This window comes from Streptomyces sp. NBC_01363 (assembly GCF_026340595.1).
In the GTDB taxonomy this organism is placed as follows: domain Bacteria; phylum Actinomycetota; class Actinomycetes; order Streptomycetales; family Streptomycetaceae; genus Streptomyces.
In genome coordinates this window covers 2,870,506-2,893,631 of the sequence record NZ_JAPEPF010000001.1, presented here as the reverse complement: position 1 = coordinate 2,893,631, position 23,126 = coordinate 2,870,506, and the positions used below count along the sequence as shown (strand labels likewise).

At 71.5% G+C, this 23,126-nt stretch carries 17 protein-coding genes; 6 read left to right on the top strand and 11 right to left on the bottom strand.

Going from position 1 to position 23,126, the window contains the following annotated elements; translation table 11 throughout:
- Nucleotides 1-91 precede the first annotated feature (91 nt).
- The 4 genes from OG611_RS13450 to OG611_RS13435 all read right to left on the bottom strand — a co-directional run bounded on the left by OG611_RS13450 (nt 92) and on the right by OG611_RS13435 (nt 6,006).
- Nucleotides 92-2,392 carry an ATP-dependent RecD-like DNA helicase gene (locus OG611_RS13450; RefSeq protein WP_266418965.1) on the bottom strand — a complete coding sequence of 767 codons (2,301 nt, stop codon included), beginning with the start codon at nt 2,390-2,392 and terminating at the stop codon, nt 92-94.
- A gap of 448 nt (nt 2,393-2,840) precedes the next feature.
- Nucleotides 2,841-3,668 carry a sugar phosphate isomerase/epimerase gene (locus tag OG611_RS13445; protein ID WP_266418962.1) on the bottom strand — a complete coding sequence of 276 codons (828 nt, stop codon included), beginning with the start codon at nt 3,666-3,668 and terminating at the stop codon, nt 2,841-2,843.
- Nucleotides 3,665-4,816: a dihydrodipicolinate synthase family protein gene (locus tag OG611_RS13440; RefSeq protein WP_266418959.1), complete on the bottom strand. Its 1,152-nt coding sequence runs from the start codon at nt 4,814-4,816 to the stop codon at nt 3,665-3,667. Before OG611_RS13440 ends, OG611_RS13445 begins: the two co-directional genes overlap by 4 nt.
- Nucleotides 4,817-4,854: 38 nt before the next feature.
- Nucleotides 4,855-6,006, bottom strand: coding sequence for a Gfo/Idh/MocA family protein (locus tag OG611_RS13435; RefSeq protein ID WP_266418958.1), 1,152 nt, complete (start codon nt 6,004-6,006; stop codon nt 4,855-4,857).
- A 108-nt stretch (nt 6,007-6,114) separates the two neighbouring features.
- Between OG611_RS13435 and OG611_RS13430 the strand changes: the two genes are divergently transcribed.
- Both OG611_RS13430 and OG611_RS13425 read left to right on the top strand, forming a co-directional pair.
- Nucleotides 6,115-7,179: a LacI family DNA-binding transcriptional regulator gene (locus tag OG611_RS13430; protein WP_266418956.1), complete on the top strand. Its 1,065-nt coding sequence runs from the start codon at nt 6,115-6,117 to the stop codon at nt 7,177-7,179.
- 146 nt (nt 7,180-7,325) lie between these two features.
- Nucleotides 7,326-8,114: a sugar phosphate isomerase/epimerase gene (locus OG611_RS13425; RefSeq protein WP_266418954.1), complete on the top strand. Its 789-nt coding sequence runs from the start codon at nt 7,326-7,328 to the stop codon at nt 8,112-8,114.
- Between the two features lie 14 nt (nt 8,115-8,128).
- On the opposite strand, the gene OG611_RS13420 is transcribed toward OG611_RS13425, so the two are convergent.
- Nucleotides 8,129-9,070, bottom strand: a complete 942-nt coding sequence (locus OG611_RS13420; protein WP_266418952.1) for an EamA family transporter — start codon at nt 9,068-9,070, stop codon at nt 8,129-8,131.
- Between the two features lie 115 nt (nt 9,071-9,185).
- On the opposite strand from OG611_RS13420, the gene OG611_RS13415 reads away from it, so the two are divergent.
- Both OG611_RS13415 and OG611_RS13410 read left to right on the top strand, forming a co-directional pair.
- Nucleotides 9,186-10,100 (top strand): LysR family transcriptional regulator, encoded by a 915-nt coding sequence (locus tag OG611_RS13415; protein ID WP_266418950.1) that lies wholly within the window; start codon nt 9,186-9,188, stop codon nt 10,098-10,100.
- A gap of 190 nt (nt 10,101-10,290) precedes the next feature.
- Complete coding sequence (locus OG611_RS13410) at nt 10,291-12,156, top strand: glycoside hydrolase family 3 protein (RefSeq protein WP_266418948.1); 1,866 nt, start codon at nt 10,291-10,293, stop codon at nt 12,154-12,156.
- Nucleotides 12,157-12,217: 61 nt separating this feature from the next.
- On the opposite strand, the gene OG611_RS13405 is transcribed toward OG611_RS13410, so the two are convergent.
- Together OG611_RS13405 and OG611_RS13400 are read right to left on the bottom strand one after the other, a co-directional pair.
- Entirely contained in the window at nt 12,218-13,687 is a 1,470-nt protein-coding gene (locus OG611_RS13405; RefSeq protein ID WP_266418946.1) for a S28 family serine protease, read from the bottom strand.
- 103 nt (nt 13,688-13,790) lie between these two features.
- Nucleotides 13,791-14,162, bottom strand: coding sequence for a hypothetical protein (locus OG611_RS13400; protein WP_266418944.1), 372 nt, complete (start codon nt 14,160-14,162; stop codon nt 13,791-13,793).
- A 288-nt stretch (nt 14,163-14,450) separates the two neighbouring features.
- On the opposite strand from OG611_RS13400, the gene OG611_RS13395 reads away from it, so the two are divergent.
- Entirely contained in the window at nt 14,451-14,945 is a 495-nt protein-coding gene (locus OG611_RS13395) for a hypothetical protein (RefSeq protein WP_266418942.1), read from the top strand.
- Between the two features lie 21 nt (nt 14,946-14,966).
- Here the strand turns inward: OG611_RS13395 and OG611_RS13390 are convergent, their stop codons facing one another.
- Together OG611_RS13390 and OG611_RS13385 are read right to left on the bottom strand one after the other, a co-directional pair.
- Nucleotides 14,967-18,722, bottom strand: coding sequence for an ABC transporter ATP-binding protein (locus tag OG611_RS13390; RefSeq protein ID WP_266418940.1), 3,756 nt, complete (start codon nt 18,720-18,722; stop codon nt 14,967-14,969).
- Between the two features lie 149 nt (nt 18,723-18,871).
- Complete coding sequence (locus OG611_RS13385) at nt 18,872-19,843, bottom strand: serine hydrolase (RefSeq protein WP_266418939.1); 972 nt, start codon at nt 19,841-19,843, stop codon at nt 18,872-18,874.
- Between the two features lie 169 nt (nt 19,844-20,012).
- Between OG611_RS13385 and OG611_RS13380 the strand changes: the two genes are divergently transcribed.
- The gene (locus tag OG611_RS13380; RefSeq protein WP_266418937.1) at nt 20,013-20,387 is read left to right on the top strand and encodes a hypothetical protein; all 375 of its coding nucleotides are present in this window, start codon (nt 20,013-20,015) and stop codon (nt 20,385-20,387) included.
- 60 nt (nt 20,388-20,447) lie between these two features.
- Here OG611_RS13380 and OG611_RS13375 read toward each other — a convergent pair whose 3' ends face one another.
- The gene (locus OG611_RS13375; RefSeq protein ID WP_266418936.1) at nt 20,448-22,133 is read right to left on the bottom strand and encodes a thiamine pyrophosphate-binding protein; all 1,686 of its coding nucleotides are present in this window, start codon (nt 22,131-22,133) and stop codon (nt 20,448-20,450) included.
- Entirely contained in the window at nt 22,130-23,098 is a 969-nt protein-coding gene (speB, locus tag OG611_RS13370) for an agmatinase (RefSeq protein ID WP_266418934.1), read from the bottom strand. Before speB ends, OG611_RS13375 begins: the two co-directional genes overlap by 4 nt.
- Nucleotides 23,099-23,126 lie beyond the last annotated feature (28 nt).

Sequence of the window (23,126 nt, the reverse complement as noted above, 5' to 3'; positions counted from 1 at the left end):
CCCTGACTGTCTCCACCCTCCCCCATTTGGCTCAGGAGAGTGCACTCGGGGTCGTCCATTGGACCTACTCGCGGCACTGAGTGCCGCGAACTTACTCATCCTGCCCCCTCGGTTCCGGTTCCGGAAGGGCTGCGTGATGTTTCCCACCGATTTGATCGATCATTTTTTCCGCCGATCCTCCGCCCGAGCCCCCTGACAGCCGGTAATCCAGCGCCGTACAGCGCCTGCCTGCGGAAACCGTGCGGACCGCCTGGCCGATCGCCTGCCGCGAGCCGACCAGCACGACGAGCTTCTTGGCCCTGGTCACGGCGGTGTACAGCAGGTTCCGCTGGAGCATCATCCAGGCGCTCCTGGTAACGGGGATGACGACGGCCGGGTACTCGCTGCCCTGGGAGCGGTGGATCGTCATGGCGTACGCGTGGGCCAGTTCGTCCAGCTCGTCGAAGTCGTAACCGATCTCCTCGTCCTCGTCGGTGAGGACCGTCAGCTTCTGTTCGTCCAGGTCGAGGGCGGTGACGACGCCGACCGTGCCGTTGAAGACGCCGTTCTCCCCCTTGTCGTAGTTGTTGCGGATCTGGGTGACCTTGTCGCCGACCCGGAAGACCCGGCCGCCGAACCGCTTCTCGGGGAGGTTCGGGCGGCCCGGGGTGATGGCCTGCTGGAGGAGTCCGTTGAGCGTGCCCGCGCCGGCCGGGCCCCGGTGCATCGGGGCGAGGACCTGTACGTCGCGCCGCGGGTCGAGGCCGAACTTGGCGGGAATGCGGCGCGCCGCGACGTCCACCGCGAGCACGCCGGCGTCCTCCGTCTCGTCCTCCACGAAGAGGAAGAAGTCCTTGAGACCCTGGGTGAGGGGCGGTATCCCGGAGTTGATCCGGTGGGCGTTGGTGACGACGCCGGACTGCTGGGCCTGGCGGAAGATCGTGGTGAGCCGGACCGCGGGGACGGGGCTGCCGTCGGCGAGCAGATCGCGCAGCACCTCCCCCGCGCCGACCGACGGCAACTGGTCGACATCCCCGACGAGCAGGAGGTGGGCACCGGGCGCCACCGCCTTCAGCAGTTTGTTGGCGAGCAGCAGATCCAGCATCGACGCCTCGTCGACGACGACCAGATCGGCGTCCAGCGGACGGTCCCGGTCGTACGCGGCGTCGCCTCCCGGCTTCAGTTCGAGCAGCCGGTGCACGGTGGATGCCTCGGCCCCGGTCAGCTCGGAGAGCCGCTTGGCCGCCCGCCCGGTGGGCGCGGCCAGCACCACCTTGGCCTTCTTGGCCCGCGCCAGCTCCACGATCGACCGGACGGTGAACGACTTCCCGCAGCCGGGCCCACCGGTCAGCACCGCGACCTTCCGGCTGAGCGCCAGCCGGACCGCCGCCTCCTGCTCGGCGGCCAGATTCGCCCCCGTACGCGTGACGAGCCAGGCCAGAGCCTTGTCCCAGTCCACGTCCGCGAAGGCCGGCATCCGCTCCTCGGGCGTCCGCAGCAGCCGCTGGACCTGGGCGGCGAGGGCGATCTCGGCGCGGTGGAAGGGCACCAGGTAGATGGCGGTGACGAGCTCGCCGCCCTCGGGCGACGGCACCTTCTCCCGTACGACGCCCTCCGGGTCCTCGGCCAGTTCGGCGAGGCACTCGATGACCAGCCCCGTGTCGACCTGGAGCAGCTTCACCCCGTCCGCGATCAGCCGCTCCTCCGGGAGGAAGCAGTGCCCCTGGTCGGTGGACTGCGACAACGCGTACTGCAATCCCGCCTTGACCCTCTCCGGGCTGTCGTGCGGGATGCCGACGGCCTGGGCGATCTTGTCGGCGGTGAGGAAGCCGATGCCCCAGACGTCGGCGGCGAGCCGGTAGGGCTGGTTCTTCACGACGGAGATCGAGGCGTCCTCGTACTTCTTGTAGATACGGACGGCGATGGAGGTGGAGACGCCGACGCCCTGGAGGAAGACCATCACCTCCTTGATCGCCTTCTGCTCCTCCCACGCAGCGGCGATCATCTTCGTGCGCTTGGGGCCGAGGCCGGGGACCTCGACGAGCCGCTTCGGTTCGTTCTCGATGATGTCGAGGGTGTCGACGCCGAAGTGGGTGGTGATCCGGTCGGCCATCACCGGGCCGATGCCCTTGATCAGGCCGGAGCCGAGATAGCGGCGGATGCCTTGGATGGTGGCGGGCAGGATCGTCGTGTAGTTCTCGACGGTGAACTGCTTGCCGTACTGCGAGTGCGAGCCCCAGCGCCCTTCCATCCGCAGCGACTCACCGGGCTGCGCACCGAGCAGCGAACCGACCACGGTGAGCAGATCGTTGGCACCGCGACCGGTGTCGACGCGCGCGACCGTGTACCCGTTCTCCTCGTTGGCGTACGTGATGCGCTCCAGCACACCTTCGAGGACGGCCATGTTGGACATGCCCCGACGGTATCGGTTCCCTCTGGCAACGCGTCCCCGGCCCCGGCGGCCGGGGACTGCCGCGAGTGCCCCTCAGTGCGGCTTCACGTACTCCACCTTCACCACGTCCGGCACGCCGGGCAGCTTCTTCCGGCCGGTCAGGAGGGCCTGCCCCGAGGTGTCGCCCATGAGGTACCGGCGGAAGAAGGCGACGGTGCAGATCCGGCGCTGGGTGGCCTCGTCGAGCCAGGGGCGCCTTGTTCCTCTTCCTGTTCCACTTCACGTACTCGCCGGAAACGAAACGGGGCCCGGTCGAATGACCGGACCCCCCTCGCTTTCCCCCACCGTCAGGGCTTCCCGATCCCCCCAGATCCCTCCCCGGAAGCGCCCGACGCCAGATACGACTCGATAGGACGCCGAACGGTTGCACGTCTTGACGATCTCTTTGCCTTGGTGGCAAAGCGTCCTGTCAGCAGGCGTGTTCGGCGTACCGGGACGCGACCTCCGCGAGGACTTCGGCGCCGTCGCGGGCCCAGAGGTCCTCGTTGAAGATCTCCACCTCGATCGGGCCGTCGAAGCCGGTGGCCTCGGCCAGGGTGCGGAACGCGCGGAAGTCCACCGCTCCGTCGCCGAGTTGGCCGCGGCCCACCAGGACGCCGGCCGGGAGCGGGGTGATCCAGTCGGCCAGCTGGAAGGAGTGGATGCGGCCGCCGACGCCCGCGCGGGCGATCTGCGCGGGCGCCTGGTCGTCCCACCAGATGTGGTACGTGTCGACGACCACCCCGACCTGTTCGGCGGGGAAGTGCTCCGCGATGTCCAGGGCCTGGGAGAGCGTGGAGACGACGCAGCGGTCCGAGGCGAACATCGGGTGCAGCGGTTCGATGGCGAGGCGTACGCCGCGTTCGGCCGCGTACGGAGCCAGTTGGCCGAGAGCGTCCACGATGCGTTCACGGGCGCCGTGCAGGTCCTTGCTGCCCTCGGGGAGGCCGCCGGAGACCAGGACCAGGGTGTCGGTGGACAGGGCCGCCGCCTCGTCGAGCGCGGCGCGGTTGTCGTCCAGGGCGCGGGCCCGTTCCGCCGGGTCCAGGGCGGTGAAGAAGCCGCCGCGGCACAGGCTGGTGACGGACAGGCCGGAGTCGGCCAGGAGCCGGGCGGTGCGCTCGATGCCGTACGACTGGACGGGGGCCCGCCACAGGCCGACCTTGTCGATGCCCGCCTTGACGCAGCCCTCGGCCAGTTCGGGCAGCGACCACTGCTTGATGGTCTCCTGGTTGATGGAGAGACGGCCGTCGCTCATCGGGTGCCTCCGTTACCGCCGTTGACCGCGAGCAGGGTGCGCATCCGGGATTCGGCAAGTTCCGGGTCGGGGAACAGGCCGAGCCGGTCCGCGAGTTCGTACGCCTTCGCCAGATGCGGCAGCGAGCGGGCGGACTGCAGGCCGCCGACCATCGTGAAGTGGTCCTGGTGGCCGGCCAGCCAGGCGAGGAACACCACGCCCGTCTTGTAGAAGCGGGTGGGCGCCTGGAAGAGGTGGCGGGACAGCTCGACCGTGGGGTCGAGAAGGTCGCGGAAGCCCTGGGTGTCGCCCGTGTCCAGGACCCGTACCGCGTGTGCGGCCAGCGGGCCCAGCGGGTCGAAGATGCCGAGCAGGGCGTGGCTGAAGCCCCGGTCGTCGCCCGCGATCAGCTCGGGGTAGTTGAAGTCGTCGCCGGTGTAGCAGCGGACCCCGCTCGGGAGACGGCGGCGGACGTCGATCTCGCGCTCGGCGTCCAGGAGCGAGATCTTGATGCCGTCGACCTTGTCCGGGTGCTCCGCGATGACCTTCAGGAACGTGTCGGTCGCGGTGTCGAGGTCCGAGGAGCCCCAGTAGCCGTCCAGCGCGGGGTCGAACATCGGGCCCAGCCAGTGCAGGACGACCGGCTCCGACGCCTGGCGCAGCAGGTGGGCGTACGTCTCCAGGTAGTCCTCGGGCCCCTTCGCCGCCGCGGCGAGCGCGCGGGAGGCCATCAGGATGGCCTGGGCGCCGCTCTCCTCGACGAGGGCGAGCTGCTCCTCGTACGCGGACCGCACCTCGGCTAGGGAGGCGGGGCCGGTGAGCTGGTCGGTGCCGACGCCGCAGGCGATGCGGCCGCCGACCGCCTTGGCCTCGGCGGCGGAGCGGCGGATCAGCTCGGCCGCGCCGGCCCAGTCCAGGCCCATGCCGCGCTGGGCGGTGTCCATCGCCTCGGCGACGCCCAGGCCGTGCGACCAGAGGTGGCGGCGGAAGGCGAGGGTGGCGTCCCAGTCGACGGCGGCCGGGGAGTCGGGGCTGATGTCGGCGTACGGGTCGGCGACGACATGGGCGGCGGAGAAGACCGTGCGCGAGGCGAGCGGGCCGGTGCCGGGGGCCAGGTCGAGCGGGGTGGCGCGGGGTTCGTACGGGCCCTGCGGGAGGTGGATGGTCACTCAGATCAGCTCCGATGCGCCGTGCGTGGGGTGGCTCGTCACAGCGACAGCTCCGGTACGTCGAGGCGGCGGCCCTCGGCGTGGGACTTCAGGCCCAGCTCGGCGAGCTGCACGCCGCGGGCGCCGGCCATCAGGTCCCAGGAGTACGGCTCGTCGAGGACGATGTGGCGCAGGAAGAGCTCCCACTGGGCCTTGAAGCCGTTGTCGAAGACCGCGTTGTCGGGAACTTCCTGCCACTGGTCGCGGAACGACTCGGTGACCGGGAGGTCGGGGTTCCAGACCGGCTTGGGGGTGGCCGAGCGGTGCTGGACACGGCAGTTGCGCAGGCCCGCGACGGCGGAGCCGTGGGTTCCGTCGACCTGGAACTCGACGAGCTCGTCGCGGTTGACGCGGACCGTCCAGGAGGAGTTGATCTGCGCGACCGCGCCGCTCCCCAGCTGGAAGATGCCGTACGCGGAGTCGTCGGCGGTCGCGGCGTACGGCTTGCCCTGCTCGTCCCAGCGCTGCGGGATGTGCGTCTGGACGTGCGCCTGGACGGTGGAGACCCGGCCGAACAGCTCGTGGAGCACGTACTCCCAGTGCGGGAACATGTCGACGACGATGCCGCCGCCGTCCTCCGCGCGGTAGTTCCACGACGGGCGCTGGGCCTCCTGCCAGTCGCCCTCGAAGACCCAGTAGCCGAACTCGCCGCGCACGGAGAGGATCTCGCCGAAGAAGCCGCCGTCGATGAGGCGCTTCAGCTTCAGCAGGCCCGGCAGGAAGATCTTGTCCTGGACCACGCCGTGCTTGATTCCGGCTTCACCGGCCAGCCGGGCCAGCTCCAGGGCGCCCTCGACGTCCGTGGCGGTCGGCTTCTCGGTGTAGATGTGCTTGCCCGCGGCGATGGCCTTCTTGATCGCGTCCACGCGGGCCGAGGTGACCTGGGCGTCGAAGTAGATGTCGATCGTGTCGTCGGCGAGGACCGCGTCGAGGTCGGTCGACCACTCGGTCAGGCCGTGCTGAGCGGCGAGCTCCTCCAGCGCGTGGGCGCGGCGGCCGACCAGCACGGGCTCGGGCCACAGCACGTCCCCGTCGCCGAGGTCGAGGCCGCCCTGCTCGCGGATCGCGAGGATCGAGCGCACCAGGTGCTGCCGGTATCCCATGCGACCCGTGACGCCGTTCATGGCGATGCGCACTGTCCTGCGTGTCACGAAACTTCCTCCAACAACCGTAGCAAGCGCTTTCTATCCGGGATGACGCTAGCCTGCCGACAGCGGCGCGGACAAGAGGGCCCGGCCCAAAACCCTCGGAGGAAAGCGATGACAGTCACCCTGGCGGATGTGGCGGCTCGCGCCCGGGTGTCGCCGGCCACCGTCTCCCGCGTGCTGAACGGCAACTACCCGGTGGCCGCGTCCACCCGCGAGCGGGTCCTGCGCGCGGTGGACGACCTGGACTATGTGCTCAACGGGCCGGCGAGTTCACTCGCGGCGGCCACGTCGGACCTGGTCGGCATCCTGGTCAACGACATCGCGGACCCGTTCTTCGGGATCATGGCGGGTGCGGCGCAGACCGAGATCGGCGGACCCGGGGACGGCTCGGGCCGGGCGGGTGGCGAGAAGCTCGCCGTCGTCTGCAACACCGGCGGCTCCCCCGAGCGCGAACTCACTTATCTCACCCTGCTCCAGCGCCAGCGCGCCGCGGCCGTCGTGCTGACCGGGGGCGCCGTGGAGGACCCGGCACACCAGGCCGCGGTCTCCGCCAAGCTGGCCAAACTCGCGGACGCGGGCACCCGGGTGGTGCTGTGCGGGCGGCCCCCGCTGCCGGACGGCGAGGCGGTCGTGGCCGCGCTCGCCTTCGACAACCGGGGCGGCGGACGCCGCCTCACCGAGCACCTGCTCTCGCTCGGCCACCGGCGGATCGGCTATGTCGCGGGCCCGCTGGAGCGGACGACCACCCGCCACCGGCTGGAGGGCCACCGCGACGCGATGCGGGCGGCGGGGCTCGTCGGCGACGAGGAGCGCCTCACCGTCCACGGACCCTACGACCGCCGCTCCGGCTACGACGCCACACTCGAACTCCTGCGCCGCGAACCGGAGGTGACGGCGGTCGTCGCCGCCAACGACACGGTGGCCCTGGGCGCGAGCGCGGCGATCCGGGACCGCGGTCTCCGTATCCCCGAGGACATCTCGGTGGCGGGCTTCGACGACCTGCCGTTCTCGGTGGACGCGGTCCCGGCGCTGACGACCGTGCGGCTGCCGCTCTTCGAGGCGGGCGCGCGGGCGGGCCGCCTCGCGATGGGCAAGGAGACGCCGCCGCCCGGGGGCATCGCGACGATCGCGGCGGAACTGATGGTGCGGGGGTCGACGGCGCCGCCGCGGTCGTGAGCCGCGCGCCCCGCGACCTGTGACCCACGCCCTACGCCGCGCGCTGCGCGACCCGCGACCCGCGACCCGCGACCCGGGCCCATGATGTGTCGGCCGCTGCCCGGTCCGTACGGTGCAGTGGCACGTACCGACGGAAGGACACGCACGTGAAGCTCGCTTTCTCGACCCTCGGAGTGCCGGGGATGCCGGTCGCCGACGTCGTCCGGCTCGCCGCCGGACACGGCTACCAGGGGGTGGAGCTGCGCGCCCACCCCGAGGAGCCGGTGCACCCGGGCATCTCCGCGCCCGAACGGGCCGCCGTCGTGGAGGAGTTCAGGAAGGGCGGCGTCGAGATCCTGACCGTCGCCGGGTATGTCCGGGCCGCCGCCGAGGGCGACGACGCGCCGGTGCTGGAGGAGCTCGCCGGGCTGGTGGACCTGGCGCACGACCTGGGCGCGCAGAACGTCCGGGTCTTCCCGGGCGGCGGCGGCCAGGACCCCGCCGTGGCCGACGCGACCGCCGCCCGGCGACTGGCCGCCGCCGCTCCGCACGCCACCGACAAGAACGTACGCATCCTGCTGGAGACCCATGACTCGCACCGGGCCGGCGTCGATGTGGCCCGGGTCGTCGGGACGGTCGGGCACGGCCAGGTCGGCGCGCTGTGGGACATCATGCACACCTGGCTGGCGGGCGAGGAGCCGGCCGCGAGCCATGCGGTGCTGGCCCCGCACCTGGGATACGTACAGGTGAAGGACATCGCGTCGGCCGAGGACACCGAGCCGTTGGCGCTGGGGGCCGGGGTGCTGCCGCTGGGCGCCTGCCTGGACACGCTGGACCCGGACAGCTGGGTCTGCTGGGAGTACGAGAAGCGCTGGCACCCGGGGGCGGCGGAGCTGCCGGGGCTGCTGGCCGCCGGGCGGGAGCATCTGCTGCGGCTGGGCTCGCCCAAGCAATAGGCGGTACGGCGCTTTCAGGCGGCCCGCGCCACCTCCGGCCCCACCTCCGACCCCGGCTCCGGCTCCGGCTCCGGGGAGTCCGGTGCCGGGGTGCGCGGCCGCCGCGCACCCGCCAGCGAGGTGAGCGCCACCCCGCCGACCAGCAGCGCCGCCGCGCACCACCGCAGCGGGCTCACCGACTCGCCCAGCAGCAGCGCGGCCGACGACATACCGAAGACCGGGACGAGCAGGGTGAACGGGGCCACCGAGGAGGCCGGGTGGTGGCGCAGCAGGAAGCCCCAGGCGCCGAAGCCGAAGACGGTGGTGATCCAGGCGACGTAGACGATGATCCCGGCGCCGCTCCAGTCCAGCGCGGCCAGCGCGTCCGCGTCGCGGTCCCAGCCCTCGAAGAGGAGGGAGAGGCCGAGCAGCGGGATCACGGGCACGGTCGAGACCCACACCATGAAGTTGAGCGAGTCGGGCGGGGCCGCCTTGCGGGTCAGCACGTTGGACACGCCCCAGCAGGCCGCCGCCACGATCACCAGGACGAAGGCGAGCACGGGGCCGCCGGCCCCCTCGTCGACCGCCGCGACGCCGATGCCCGCGAGGGCCACCACCATCCCCAAAACCCGTATCCTTCCCGGCCGTTCGCCGAGTGCGACGGCGGCGAAGAGGACCGTGAAGACCGCCTGGACCTGGAGCACGAGGGACGAGAGACCGGCGGGCATGCCGCGGTCCATGCCGATGAAGAGCAGACCGAACTTCGCCACCCCGAGGGCCAGCCCGACGCCCACGATCCACTTCCACGCGACCTTGGGCCGGCCGACGAAGAAGACCGCGGGCAGCGCGGCGACCAGGAAGCGCAGGGCGGAGAAGAGCAGCGGCGGGAAGTGTCCGAGGCCGACCTCGATGACGACGAAATTGACACCCCAGACGGCGGCCACCAGGGCGGCCAGGGCGATGTGGAGGGGACGCATGCACCGAGGATCACCCGCGCCGACCATGTAGCACCAGCGCGGATATCTTCATGGTGGAATTGAGCGTCGCTAATGAGTCGCCAATGATTCGCCAACGAATGGCACGGGAGGTCCGATGCTCGATCTGGCCCGGCTGCGCGCCCTGCACGCCGTCTCCGTCCACGGCTCCGTCGCGGGCGCCGCCGCCGCGCTCGGCTACACCCCGTCGGCGGTCTCGCAGCAGATCACCAAGCTGGAGCGGGAGACCCGTACGACGCTGCTCGAACGGCGCGGGCGCGGTGTCGCACTGACCGAGGAGGCGCTCCATCTGGCCGCGACGGCCCAGCAGTTGCTGGCGATCGTGGAGCGCGCCGAGACGACGCTGGAGGAGCGCAGGGGGCTGCCGACCGGGCGGCTGTCGATCGGCGCGTTCGCGTCCGCGGCGCGCGGGCTGCTGCCCGGGGTGCTGGCGGAGCTGGACCGGGACCACGCGGCCGTGGACGTCCGGATGACCGAGGTCGATCCGCATCTCTCGGTCGACCTGGTGGCCAAGGGCGTGATCGATCTGGCGGTCGCGCACGACTGGGACATCGCCCCGCTGCCCGCCCCCGAGGGCGTGGCGCAGGCGGTGATCGGTGACGACCACTGCGATCTGCTGGTCCCCGAGGGGCATCGCCTCGCCGGGCGGGACGCGGTGCGGCGCGAGGAGCTGGCGAAGGAGCGGTGGATCTGCCAGCCGCCGGGGACGGTCTGCCACGACTGGCTCGTACGGACGTTGCGGGCGGCCGGTTGCGAGCCGGACATCCGGCACCAGGCGGAGGAGAACCACACCCAGCTGGCCCTGCTGGCCGCCGGCCTCGGGGTCGCGATGATCCCGCGTCTGGGGCGGGGTCACCTGCCGCCGGGGGTGGTGGCGGTGCCGCTCGATCCCGTACCGGTGCGGCGGCTGTACGCGCTGTGGCGTACGGAGGCGGCCCGGCGGCCCGCGATCACGGCGGCGGTGTCCGCGCTGCGGACGCACGGGGCCGCGGTGGGGCTGAGGCAGGACTGAGGGGCGGCTGAGGCGAGGTCGGGGCGAGGTGGGGGCAGGGCCGGGGCGGGACTGTGGCAGGGGCCCCTGCCACGCCGCAGGGGCTCAAAACGGTCCGGACCCTTGACCGGAAGTTATTTTCTGGATATCCGTGCTCCTTGGCAGTTTCTTTCACCACCCCTCGTCCCCGAGTACGGCCGAAGGAGCTCACGTGCACCACCGCACCTCCAGACGCACCCTCCTCACCGCCACCGCCGCGACGGCAGTCGCCGCCGTCACGGGCGTGGGCCTCGCCCCCGGCGCCGTCGCCGCCCAGAGGTCCGCGAGCAGCGGACACGGCGGCGGGCAGCACAATGCGGCCGCCACCACCAAGCGCCTCAAGCGGATCATCTCCGGGATGACCCTGGAGGAGAAGGTCGGGCAGCTCTTCGTGATGCGGGTGTACGGGCACTCCGCCACCGACCCCGACCAGGCCGACATCGACGCCAACATGGCCGAGATCGGGGTCCGCACGGCCGCCGAGATGATCGACAGGTACCACGTCGGCGGGATCATCTACTTCGCCTGGGCGCACAACACCCGCGACCCGCACCAGATCGCCGACCTCTCCAACGGCATCCAGCGCGCCGGTCTCGCCGGTCCCACCCCACTGCCGCTCCTCGTCTCCACCGACCAGGAGCACGGCATCGTCTGCCGGGTCGGCGAGCCCGCCACCCTGATGCCCGGCGCGATGGCGCTGGGCGCGGGCGGTTCGCGCTCCGACGCCCGCCGGGCCGGCCAGATCGCCGGCGCCGAACTGGCCGCGATCGGCATCAACCAGAACTACGCCCCGGACGCCGACGTCAACGTCAACCCGGCCAACCCAGTGATCGGCGTACGCTCCTTCGGCTCCGACCCGCAGTCCGTGGCCGGCATGGTCGCCGCGCAGGTGACGGGGTATCAGGGCAGCGGGATCGCCTCGACCGCCAAGCACTTCCCGGGCCACGGCGACACCAGCACCGACAGCCACACCGGGCTGCCCGTCATCAACCACACCCGGGAGCAGTGGGCCGAGCTGGACGAGCCGCCGTTCCGGGCCGCCATCGCCGCGGGCATCGACTCGATCATGACCGCGCACATCGTGGTACCGGCGCTGGACCCGGCGGAGGACCCGGCGACGCTGTCCCACCCGATCCTCACCGGCATCCTGCGCGAGGAGCTCGGCTATGACGGTGTCGTGGTGACCGACTCGCTCGGCATGGAAGGGGTGCGGACGAAGTACGGCGACGAGCGCGTGCCGGTCCTCGCCCTCAAGGCCGGCGTCGACCAGCTGCTCAACCCGCCGCGCCTCGACGTCTCCTGGAACGCCGTCCTGGAGGCCGTGAAGAACGGTGAGATCAGCGAGGCCCGGATCGATGAATCGATCCTGCGCATCCTGCGGCTGAAGGCGAAGCTCGGGCTGTTCGACGACCCGTTCGTCAGCCACTCGGGGGTGGACCGCACCGTCGGCACCCGGTCGCACCTCGCCGCCGCCGACCGGATCGCCGAGCGCACCACCACCCTGCTCGCCAACGACGGTGCGGTGCTGCCGCTCTCCCGCCGCTCCCACCGGAACCTGCTCGTGGTCGGCGCCGATCCCGCCTCCCCGTCCGGCACCACCGGCCCGCCGACCACCACGCTGGCCACCGCCTTCGGCGAACTGGGGTACGCGGCGACCGCGCTGTCCACCGGCACCGCCCCCGCCAAGGCGAAGATCGACGAGGCGGTGGCCGCCGCCCAGGGCAAGGACGCGGTGGTCGTGGCGACGTACAACGTCTCGGCGACGAGCTCGCAGCGCACCCTGGTGAGCGCGCTGGCGGCGACCGGCATCCCGGTGATCACGGTGGCGATCCGCAATCCGTACGACGTCGCCCAGCTGTCCGGGACCGGGTTCGCGGCGAACCTGGCCACGTACTCCTGGACCGATGTCGAACTGCGGGCCGCCGCCCGGGTGATCGCGGGCCGCGCCGAACCGCGGGGCACCCTGCCGGTCCCGGTGCAGCGCGCGGACGATCCGGCCCGGGTGCTGCACCCGGTCGGCTACGGGCTGAGGTACTAGCCGGAAGCACGGAGGGGCTGCGCGCCGCGCGCACAGCCCCTCCCCCCGGCTCGGAGAGCCGCTACGGCCGCTGCCCGCGCTCGTTCATCACGTCCCGCTTGTCGAGCCGCGCGTCGAACTTCGCGAGCGGCTCGGCCTTCGCCGGGTCGTCCCGCACGGCGGCCGGGGCGACGCCCGCCCAGCGCAGGATGGCCGCGGTGGCCTTCGCCCTGTCGTCCGCGGCGAGGCCGGCCACGGCAGCGCCGTGGTTGCCGCCGGGCACGGTCATGACATAGCTGTCACGGGAGCCCGCACCGGGCCGGAAGCGCTCCGCGCCCCACGGGTCGTTCTCCCCGTACACGTACAGCATCCGATCGGCGTGACGCTTCACCCAGTTGTCGACGTCGCGCATCACCGACGGCTGGAACTTCATCGGGATGGAGCGCGGCACGAAGGTGCGCGGCGGCTGGTATCCGTACCGGCTGAGACCGCCGAGCCACGGCTGGCGGATATTGGGCGAACCGAGCTGGGTGCCCGCCTGGTAGTAGTACGGGGTGTAGTTCTCCAGGCCCTGGTCGGTGTAGGTGGAGAAGCCGGAGATCGAGTCGACGGAGTCCCAGATCGCCTGGTCGGGGGCGGTTTTGGCGTCGGCCGGGATGGTGTCGCAGTCGGACAGCAGGCTGTACTGCCAGTACGCCCAGACGTAGTCCATGACGACGGCCTCGTACGCCTTGTCGAGCGAGCCGGTGGTGGCAAAGGTGTAGCCGTTGGCGGCGGCGTACTCCCGGTACTTCTTCTCCAGCGGCCCGCGGCGGACCAGCGCCTCGCGCTGGACGGCGTTCACCCGGTCGCGGCACTCCTTGGTGCCCACGTGCTCGAAGAACCGGTCGTAGGCCGAATCCTCCTTGTCGACCACGTCGTTGGGCGCGACGTACGCGACGACGCCGTCCATGTCCTCGGGGTAGTAGCGCTCGAAGTAGGTGGCCGTCATGCCGCCCTTGGAGACGCCGGTGGTCAGCCACTTCTTGGTGTAGATCCGCTTCAGCGCGGTGAAGACGCGGTGCTGGTCGCCGGCGGCCTGCCGGATGTCGAGCTTGGACCAGTCGGCGGGCGCCGGGCGGGAGGGGGTGAAGTAGCGGTACTCCAGGGAGACCTGGTTGCCGTCGATGATCCGGGTCGGCTCGGCGCGGCCGGGGTTCGTGGAGACGTTGTATCCGCTGGTGGAGAAGACCGTCGGGCGGGAGGTGTCCTTGTGCAGCACGGTGATGCGCTGCTGGAAGGTGCCCCTGGACGGGTGCCGGTGGTCGACCGGCTGGGTGTAGTTGAGGACGAAGTACCGGTAGCCCGCGTAGGGCTTCTCCTCGATGAGGCTCATCCCGGGGATGGCCAGGATGCGGTCCTTGATGTCCGTGCCGGTGCCGTCGTCACCGACGGACCGGCTCAGGGACCCGGCCGGTTCCGCGGCGGTGGCCGCCCCGGCCGAGGCACCCGTGACACCCGCTGTGCCGATGAGCACCGCGAGCGACAGGAACCCTCTGAACGCCTTGCGCATACGCCCTCCCAGGAATCACAACATTCGTCGTGAACCTAGCGGGGCGACACCTGTGCCGCCAGACCCGGTCGGCACGGAGAGATCGGGTGATCCGGCCCGTGGGTCAGCAGAGGATCCAGCCCGTGGAGCCCGACTTCCCCGAGATCTTGGCCGAGGCCCTGACGCACCGGTTGAGCGCGTGGACCGTCACCGGGCCGGCCTGCTTGGTGTATTTGCCCTCGTCGACGACGGGACTGCCGCCGCGCGCCTGGATCGTCACGGACATGGTGCGGCGCGGGCCCGGCTTCTTGGCGACGGCTGTCGCGCAGGCGTAGGAGCGGTTCTTGTAGACGCGCAGCTCGCCGGTCTTGAACGGGACCGTCTTCGCGGGGCGCCCGGCGCAGACCGTCGCGGCGTCGGCGCGGCCGGCCGCGGGGTCGCCGAGCACCAGGCCGAGGGCGGCCACCAGCGGCAGGACGATCGAGCACACCAGCATCCGGCGGGTACCGCGGCTCCCCCCTCCGCCTCCGCTCCCGGCTTCGTCTCTGCCTCTGCTGTCGCCCCCGTTGGACAATTCGACCTTTCCGGACTTCCCCACCCCTACGATCACCAGCAACCCCATCACCAGTCGAACATTTACGCCCTTGCTCGGCACGTACGCATACATGCGTACGACGCAGGAGGCCATCCGAAGGTTGCATCCGGCGCGCTCCGCCCCCGGGGCAACCGAAGCGCCACAGCATGGCTCCAACAGGACAGAGCCACACGAAAGGCAGGAACTGTCATGCCTCAACTCCGCAACGCACAGGGCCCCGGCCGACGTCTCATCGGCCGGACGCTGCTCGCCTCCGCTCTCCTCACCGCCGCCGCCGCGGTCCCGGCGGTCGCGCAGGCCCCGCATGCCCCGGCGGCCCCGGCGTCGGTACGCAGCGACGTCGGCGCCCCCGCCTACCAGCAGGTCGCCCACTTCTACGGCGCGTACATCGATGCCGTCACGGCGGAGGACGGCGGCAGACTCGCCACCGCCCTCAGAACCTTCTATCTGACCCCTCACCTGCGCTCCCAGCTGAACACCTGGGAGCAGCGCAACCACGCGGACGGGGTGCTCCGCGCCCAGAACACCCCGCTCGCCTTCCGGGTCACCCCGGGCGACAGCGCCGCCGGCCACACCTGGTCGACGGTGCGGCTCACCTGGAGCGAGGGCAAGCACCCCACGTACTCGTACCTGACCGTGCGCTCGGACCTGCGGACCGGGAAGATCTCCGGCATCGGCGAGTGACCCGGTGGACGGGCCCGGCGCTCACACCCCCGCAGGCTCGTCCTCCCCGATGAACGTGCGCCACAGCACGGCGTAGTGCCCTTCCCTGGCCAGGAGTTCGTCGTGCGTGCCGTCCTCGACGACCCGGCCGTGGTCCATCACCACGACCCGGTCGGCGCGGGCGGCCGTGGTCAGCCGGTGGGCGACGACCAGGGTGGTGCGGCGGCCCGTGAGCCGGTCGGTCGCCTGGTTGACCAGGGCCTCACTGGCGAGGTCCAGCGAGGCGGTCGCCTCGTCGAGCAGCAGGATGTCCGGGTCGACGAGTTCGGCTCGGGCCAGGGCGATCAGCTGGCGCTGACCGGCCGAGAGGTTGCGGCCCCGCTCGGCGACCTCGTGCAGATAGCCGCCGTCCAGGGTGGCGATCATGTCGTGGGCGCCGACCGCCCGCGCCGCTGCCTCCACCTCGGCGTCGGTGGCCTCGGGCCGCCCGTAGGCGATGGCGTCGCGGACCGTGCCCGCGAAGAGGTACGCCTCCTGCGGCACGACGCCGAGCCGGTGCCGGTACGCGGTGAGGTCGAGGCGGCGCAGATCGGTGCCGTCCGCGGTGACCCGGCCGCCCGTCGGGTCGTAGAACCGGGCGACGAGCTTGACGAGGGTGGACTTCCCCGCGCCGGTCTCGCCGACGAACGCGACCGTCTGTCCGGCCGGTATCCGCAGGTCGACGCCGATGAGGGCCTCCTCGGCGTCGTCGCCGGAGCCGTACGCGAAGGACACGTCCTCGAAGGCGATCTCGCCGCGCAGCGAGAGCACGTCCAGCGGTTCGTCCGCGGCGTCGGTGGAGGTCGGCTCGCGCAGCAGTTCCTGGATGCGGCCGAGGGAGACGGTGGCCTGCTGGTAGCCGTCGAAGACCTGGGAGAGCTGCTGCACCGGGGCGAAGAACAGATCGATGTAGAGCAGGTACGCGACCAGCGCACCGGTGGTCAGCGTGCCGTTGTCGACCCGGCCCGCGCCGACGATCAGTACGGCGGCCGCGGCCACCGACGACAGCAGCTGCACGAACGGGAAGTAGACCGAGATCAGCCACTGACCGCGGACCCTGGCCTCGCGGTAGTGGTCGCTGCGCTCCGCGAACCGGTCGGAGCCGTCGCGCTCGCGGCGGAACGCCTGCACGATCCGCAGCCCGGAGACGGACTCCTGGAGGTCGGCGTTGACGACGCTGATGCGCTCGCGGGCCAGCTCGTACGCCTTGACGCTCTTGCGGCGGAAGAAGAACGTACCGACGACCAGCGCCGGCAGTGTCGCGAAGACGACGAGGGCCAGCTGCACGTCCAGGACCAGCAGCGCGACCATGATGCCGAAGAAGGTGACGACGGAGACGAAGGCCGTGACCAGTCCGGTCTGCAGGAACGTCGACAGCGCGTCCACGTCCGTCGTCATCCGGGTCATGATCCGGCCGGTCAGCTCGCGCTCGTAGTAGTCCAGGCCGAGCCGCTGGAGCTGCGCGAAGATCTTCAGCCGCAGTGAGTACAGCACCCGCTCGCCGGTGCGGCCCGTCATCCGGGTCTCGCCGATCTGGGCGGCCCACTGCACCAGGACGACCACGAGGGCCAGCGCGGACGCCGCCCAGACCGCGCCGAGCGCCAGCTGCGAGACGCCCTGGTCGATGCCGTGCCGGATCAGTACCGGCAGCAGCAGACCGGCGCCCGCGTCGACCGCGACCAGCATCAGGCTCACCAGCAGCGGCAGCCCGAAGCCGCGCAGCAGCCTGCGCAGCCCGTACGAGTTCTCGGCGCCGACGGCCCGCGCCTCGTCGATGTCGGGGGTGTCGGTGGCGGGCGGCAGCGCCTCGACCTGGGCGAGCAGCTCGGGGGTGGCGGGCATGCCGGCCGCCCCGCTGTCGCGCGGCTCCTCCTTGCGGACCCACAGGTGGGGGCTTATGCCGCGCTCGGCGTCGAACTCGGCGTCCAGTTCTTCCTGGAGCGCACGGTCGTCGTCGGGGGTCGTGTCGGCGGCGGTGGTCAGCCGCTGGTGTCCGGGCGAGGTGCCGCCCAGCTCGTCCGGGTCGGTGAGCAGCCGCCGGTAGAGCGGGGAGCGGCGCTCCAGCTCCTCGTGCGTACCGATGTCGGCGAGCCGGCCGTGCTCCAGGACGGCGATCCGGTCGGCGAGGCCGAGGGTGGAGCGGCGGTGGGCGATCAGGAGGGTCGTCCGCCCGGCCATCACCTGGCGCAGCGCCTCGTGGATCTCGTGCTCGACGCGGGCGTCGACGGCGGAGGTGGCGTCGTCGAGGAGGAGCAGCCGGGGGTCGGTGAGGATGGCGCGGGCGAGCGCGACGCGCTGGCGCTGGCCGCCGGAGAGGGTGAGTCCGTGTTCGCCGACCTTGGTGTCGTAGCCCTCGGGCAGGTCCGCGATGAACCGGTCGGCCTGGGCCGCGCGGGCCGCCTCCTCGATCTGCTCCCGGGTGGCGTCGGGGACGCCGTAGGCGATGTTGGCGCGGATGGTGTCGGAGAACAGGAAGCTGTCCTCCGGTACGAGGCCGATGGCGGCGCGCAGGGATTCGTGGGTCAGTTCGCGGACGTCGTGGCCGCCGACCAGGACGGCGCCGTGCGTCACGTCGTAGAAGCGGGGCAGCAGCAGCGAGACGGTGGACTTGCCGCTGCCGGAGGCGCCGACGACGGCGACGGTCTCACCGGGCTCGATGGTCAGCGAGAAGCCGTCGAGGACGGGGCGGTCCTCGTCGTAGCCGAACCGTACGTCGTCGAACTCGACGCTCGCGGGCGCGTCGGCCGGGAGTTCCTTGGTGCCGTCCTTCATGGTCGGCTCGGTGTCGATCAGTTCCAGTACGCGTTCGACGCCGGCCCTCGCCTGCTGTCCGACAGTGAGGACCATGGCGAGCATCCGGACCGGGCCGACGAGCTGGGCGAGGTAGGTGGAGAACGCGACGAAGGTGCCGAGGGTGATCTCGCCCCGGGTGGCGAGCCAGCCGCCGAGGGCCAGCATCGCGACCTGGCCCAGCGCGGGGACGGCCTGGAGGGCGGGGGTGTAGCGGGAGTTCAGCCGGATCGTCCGCAGCCGTCCGGCGAAGAGCTTCCGCCCGACCTCGCGCAGCTTGCCGGTCTCCTGCTCCTCCTGCCCGAACCCCTTGACGACCCGGACCCCGGAGACGGCCCCGTCGACGACTCCGGCGACGGCGGCGGCCTGTCCCTGGGCGTACCAGGTGGCGGGGAAGAGCCGGGCACGGGAGCGGCGGGCGATGAACCAGAGGGCGGGGGCCACGGCGACCGCGACCAGGGTGAGCAGCGGCGAGAGCCACGCCATGATCACCAGGGAGATGATGAAGAGCAGTACGTTCCCGATCGTCATCGGGAGCATGAACAGGAGTCCCTGGATCAGTTGCAGGTCACTGGTGGCACGCCCGACGACCTGGCCGGTGGACAGCTCGTCCTGCCGTTTCCCGTCGAGGCGGGTGATCGTCCCGTACATCTCGGTACGGAGATCGTGCTGCACGTCGAGGGCCAGCCGGCCGCCGTAGTACCGGCGGATGTACGTGGATATGTACACCAGCGCGGCGGCGACCACGAGGAGCCCGGTCCAGGCGGCGAGGGACCGCGTGTGGCCGACGACGACATCGTCGATGATCACCTTGGTGATCAGCGGGACGAGGGCCATCACCGCCATTCCCGCGAGCGACGAGCCGAGTGCCAGCAGCACATTGCGCCGGTAGCGCCATGCGTAGCCGCACAGCCGCCGGGCCCAGCCCGGGGCCTGCGTCGCGCTCTGTACGTCCCCTGCGTCCGTCACCGGTGCCTCCCGTTGGACCTGGTCTTCCGGAAGGCACCAACGCGGTGGGCAGCGGATTTCATCCCGCCGTTACAAAGACGGGGCCGAAGACAGTGCTATTGGCGTAGGGGCGTGCGACGACCGGCGTAGGACCGGCCCGCCGACAGGCGCTACGACCGCGGTGTCGCGGTGAGCATGCGTACCGCCGGGGCCTCCGGCACCGCGGGCACCGCTTCCTGCGGGGCTGCGGGCGGGGCGACGGTCGAGGTCGTCTTCGCGGCGACGGCCGGGTTGAGGTCCTTGTGCACGGCGCGGGCGACGGCCTGGATGGTGTTGATGCCGTCGTTCATCGTCTTGTTGTCCTGCGTGAGCACGGTGATCCCGCAATCGTGCCCCTTGCCCGTGAAGGCACCGATGCTGTGCACCCGCCAGCCGTGGGTGGCGCGCGGCAGCCAGCCGTTCTTGACCTGGACGGTCGCCCCGGACGGGGCTCCGGCGGGCGTGCCCCAGCGCTGCGAGGAGATCACCTTGCGCATCAGGCCCAGCTCGTAGGAGCGCGCGTTGTCGCTCAGCACGGAGTTCTTGGCGGTCAGCAGGGTCAGCAGCCGCAGCTCGTCCTGAGCGGTGATCTGGGTCAGCCCCCAGTAGCCACCGGAGCCGGGCACGGTGTGTGTCATCCCGGCGGCCTTGAGGAACGCCTTGACCTTGGTCGCCCCGAGCTGCTTCCACAGGCTGGTGGTCGCGTTGTTGTCGGACTTGGTGATCATGGCGGTGGCGAGGTTGATCTCGCGCTGGGTGAGATAGCGGTTGTGCTTCTTGTTGTCCCAGAGCAGCGTCGCCAGCACGGTCGCCTTCACGACGCTGGCGGAGTCGTACTTGGTGGTCGCCCGCAGGGAGCAGTTGGTCTTGGTCTTCCGGTCGTAGAGCGCCACGGCCGTCGTCGACTTCCGGCCCTTGAGCGCGGCGGTGATGTCCTTCGTCAGCTTCGCCGCGAGCCCGGCCTTGCCGGACGTGCAGCTCACCGTCGGCGTCGCCGCCACCGCGGGCGCGGCGCCGAGCGCCACGGGTGCGAGGACGCCCGCGGCGAGCGTGACGGACAACGCGGCCTTTGCGCGACGGGATATGCAGGGCTGTTCTTTCATGCGGCTTCTCCCCCATGAGTGGATCGGTACGGTGCGCTCCCGGCGCACCCGTGAGTAACGACTCATGACCGGCCGGAAAGTTGTGCATTGCGGGCTGTGCGGTTCGTCGCCCGTCACGCGCGGGTATCGGTCACCGGGTGCGACCCGGCACATTGACCGAGGGGGAACCTTGACGAACGCTCAGCCGGTCCGGCACGCCGAGGCATACCGCTGCGGTCGGCTCTACGCGGCGGTCGCGACCCTGCAGAGGCTCGCGCAGAACGAACACCATGGGCTGGGACAGCCGGGAGCCGCGGAGAAGGCCGCCGCGCGGCCGGAACCCCAGCTGCGAGAGCCCCTGCGGGAGATCGTCCACTACCTGGTGCAGGCCCGGATCCGCGGCCAGGGGGCGGCGGCAGACCCGGTCTTCCGGTCGCTGACCGACTTCTTGCCACCGGCGAAGAACGTGCCCACCAGCCTCCATCCCGACGAGCGGCCGGATTTCCACCGGGGCAGGGAGGACCAGGCGGCACTCATCGCGAAGGAGCACCCGCCCCGCAGATGAACCCGCTGAACCCGCCCGCGCGACCGGAGCCGGGTACGCGGGCGGGCAGCGGGCCGGTGCCTAAAGATGCGTCGGCTCGAACATCCTCAGCAGGGCCGGGAGCACGACCACCGAAGGGCCGGGCCGGGCGAGGGACTTCGCCAGGTCGGCGGCGAGTGTCTCGGGGGTCGTACGGAGGGCCGGGACGCCGAACGACTCGGCGAGGGCGACGAAGTCGGGGCGGGAGAGCTCCGTCGCCGTGGCCTCGCCGAAGGCGCCCGTCATGTATTCGCGCAGGATGCCGTAGCCGCCGTCGTCGACGATCAGCCAGGTGACCGGGAGGTCGTACTGGCGGGCCGTGGCCAGCTCCGCGATCGAGTACATCGCGCCGCCGTCCCCGGAGACCGCGAGGACCGGCCTCGTACGGTCGGCCGCCGCGGCACCGAGGGCGGCCGGGAAGCCGTAGCCGAGGCCGCCCGCCCCCTGGGCCGAGTGCATCGTGTTCGGGTGGCGGGCGTCGAAGGCGGACCAGGCCCAGTAGGCGAGGATCGTCATGTCCCAGAAGCTGGGGGACGTGTCGGGCAGCGCCTCGCGGACCGAGGCGATGAGCCGCTGCTCCAGGGTGAGTTCCTGGGCGGCGATCCTGTCCCGTACCGCTTCGAGGACCGTACGGACCCGGTCGGGCGCCGACGGGTCCTCGCGGCGGTCGACCGCTTCGAGGAGGTCGGACAGCGCCTCGCGGGCGTCGGCGTGGACGCCGAGCGCGGGGTGGTTGGACTCCAGCTTCCCGGCGTCGGCCTCGATCTGGATCACCCGGCCGCGCGGGGCGAACGTGTGGTAGTTCGAGGAGAGTTCGCCGAGTCCGGAGCCGACGACCAGCAGCACGTCGGCGGATTCCAGGAAGTCCGTCGTGTAGCGGTCCTCCAGCCAGGACTGGAGCGAGAGCGGGTGCTCCCACGGGAAGGCGCCCTTGCCGCCGAAGGTGGTGACGACGGGTGCGTCGAGCTTCTCCGCGAGGGCCAGCAGCTTGCCGGAGGCGTCGGACCGTACGACTCCGCCGCCCGCGATGATCGCCGGACGCTCGGCCTTCGACAGCAGGTCGGCCGCCACGGCGGTCAGTTCGGGACGGGCGTGCAGTTCACGCGGGGTGGCGTCCATCGCCGTGACGACCGGCAGAGTGGTCTCCGCCAGGAGTACGTCCTGCGGGATCTCGATCCAGACCGGGCCGTGCGGGGCGGTCAGTGCGGACTCCCAGGCGGCGGCGATGGCCGACGGGATCTGGGAGGCGGTACGGACGGTGTGGACCGACTTCACGACGTCGCGGAACGACGCCTTCTGGTCCCGCAGCTCGTGCAGGTAGCCGTGGCGTCCGCCGCCCAGGCCCGCGGTCGGGATCTGGCTGGAGATCGCCAGCACGGGCGCGGAGGCCGCCGCCGCCTCCTGGAGCGCGGCGAGGGAGGTGAGGGCGCCCGGTCCGGTGGAGAGCAGCAGCGGCGCCACTTCCCCGGTGACCCGGCCGTACGCGTCGGCGGCGAAGCCGGCGTTGTTCTCGACGCGCAGTCCGATGTACGTCAGCGAGGAGCGGCGCAGCGCGTCGAACATGCCGAGCGCGTGCTGGCCGGGCAGACCGAAGACGGTGGTCGCGCCGAGGCCCTGGAGGGTCTCGACGACGAGGTCGCCGCCGTTGCGCCCGGCCGGGGGGTTCAGGGCGGACGCGATCTGCTCGGGGGTGAGCCGCGGCCGTTCGTCGTGGTGGTCGTGGCTCACTTCGTACGGGCCTCTGCGATCTGGCGGGACATGATCGTCGTCAGCTCGTACGCCGTGTGGGAGGCGGCGACGGAGGTGATCTCGGCGTGGTCGTACGCGGGGGCGACCTCGACCAGGTCGGCGGAGACGAGGTTGCAGGAGGACAGCCCGCGGACGATTTCGAGGAGCTCGCGGGAGGTCAGACCGCCGGCCTCGGGGGTGCCGGTGCCGGGCGCGTGCGCCGGGTCCAGGACGTCGATGTCGATGGAGATGTAGAGCGGCCGGTCGCCGATGCGCTGGCGCAGCTGGTCGGCGACCTCGTCGACGCCGCGCCGCATGACGTCGGCGGAGGTGACGATGCCGAAGCCCATCTTCGCGTCGTCGTCCAGGTCCTGCTTGCCGTAGAGCGGGCCGCGGGTGCCGACGTGGGAGAGCGCGGAGGTGTCGAGGATGCCCTCCTCGACGGCGCGGCGGAACGGGGTGCCGTGGGTGTACTCGGCACCGAAGTAGGTGTCCCAGGTGTCGAGGTGCGCGTCGAAGTGGAGCAGCGCGACCGGGCCGTGCTTCTTGGCGACGGAGCGCAGCAGCGGCAGCGCGATGGTGTGGTCGCCGCCGAGCGTCATCATGCGGGCGCCAGTGGAGAGCAGATCGTCGGCCGCGGCCTCGATCGTCTCGACGGCCTCGTTGATGTTGAACGGGTTCGCGGCGATGTCACCGGCGTCGGCGACCTGCGCGAGTGCGAACGGCGAGGCGTCCTGCGCGGGGTTGTACGGGCGCAGCAGGCGCGAGGCCTCACGGATCGCGTTGCCGCCGAAGCGGGCGCCGGGGCGGTAGGAGACACCGGTGTCGAAGGGCACGCCGACGACGGCGACATCGGCGGTGCCGACCTCGTCGAGGCGGGGCAGCCGGGCGAAGGTCGCGGGTCCGGCGTACCGCGGGACGCGGGAGGAGTCGACGGGACCGCGCGGCGTTTCGTTGCTGCTCATGTGAAGTGCCTTTCCTTCGGGTTTCATG

Excerpts from the sequence above, each read along its gene's own strand:
- OG611_RS13395 (WP_266418942.1), top strand. The coding sequence starts at position 14,451 with ATGCCTCAACTCCGCAACGCACAGGGCCCCGGCCGACGTCTCATCGGC.
- OG611_RS13405 (WP_266418946.1), bottom strand. The coding sequence starts at position 13,687 with ATGCGCAAGGCGTTCAGAGGGTTCCTGTCGCTCGCGGTGCTCATCGGC.
- OG611_RS13445 (WP_266418962.1), bottom strand. The coding sequence starts at position 3,668 with ATGAGCGACGGCCGTCTCTCCATCAACCAGGAGACCATCAAGCAGTGG.
- OG611_RS13385 (WP_266418939.1), bottom strand. The coding sequence starts at position 19,843 with ATGAAAGAACAGCCCTGCATATCCCGTCGCGCAAAGGCCGCGTTGTCC.
- speB (WP_266418934.1), bottom strand. The coding sequence starts at position 23,098 with ATGAGCAGCAACGAAACGCCGCGCGGTCCCGTCGACTCCTCCCGCGTC.
- OG611_RS13420 (WP_266418952.1), bottom strand. The coding sequence starts at position 9,070 with ATGCGTCCCCTCCACATCGCCCTGGCCGCCCTGGTGGCCGCCGTCTGG.
- OG611_RS13430 (WP_266418956.1), top strand. The coding sequence starts at position 6,115 with ATGACAGTCACCCTGGCGGATGTGGCGGCTCGCGCCCGGGTGTCGCCG.
- OG611_RS13415 (WP_266418950.1), top strand. The coding sequence starts at position 9,186 with ATGCTCGATCTGGCCCGGCTGCGCGCCCTGCACGCCGTCTCCGTCCAC.
- OG611_RS13400 (WP_266418944.1), bottom strand. The coding sequence starts at position 14,162 with ATGCTGGTGTGCTCGATCGTCCTGCCGCTGGTGGCCGCCCTCGGCCTG.
- OG611_RS13450 (WP_266418965.1), bottom strand. The coding sequence starts at position 2,392 with ATGTCCAACATGGCCGTCCTCGAAGGTGTGCTGGAGCGCATCACGTAC.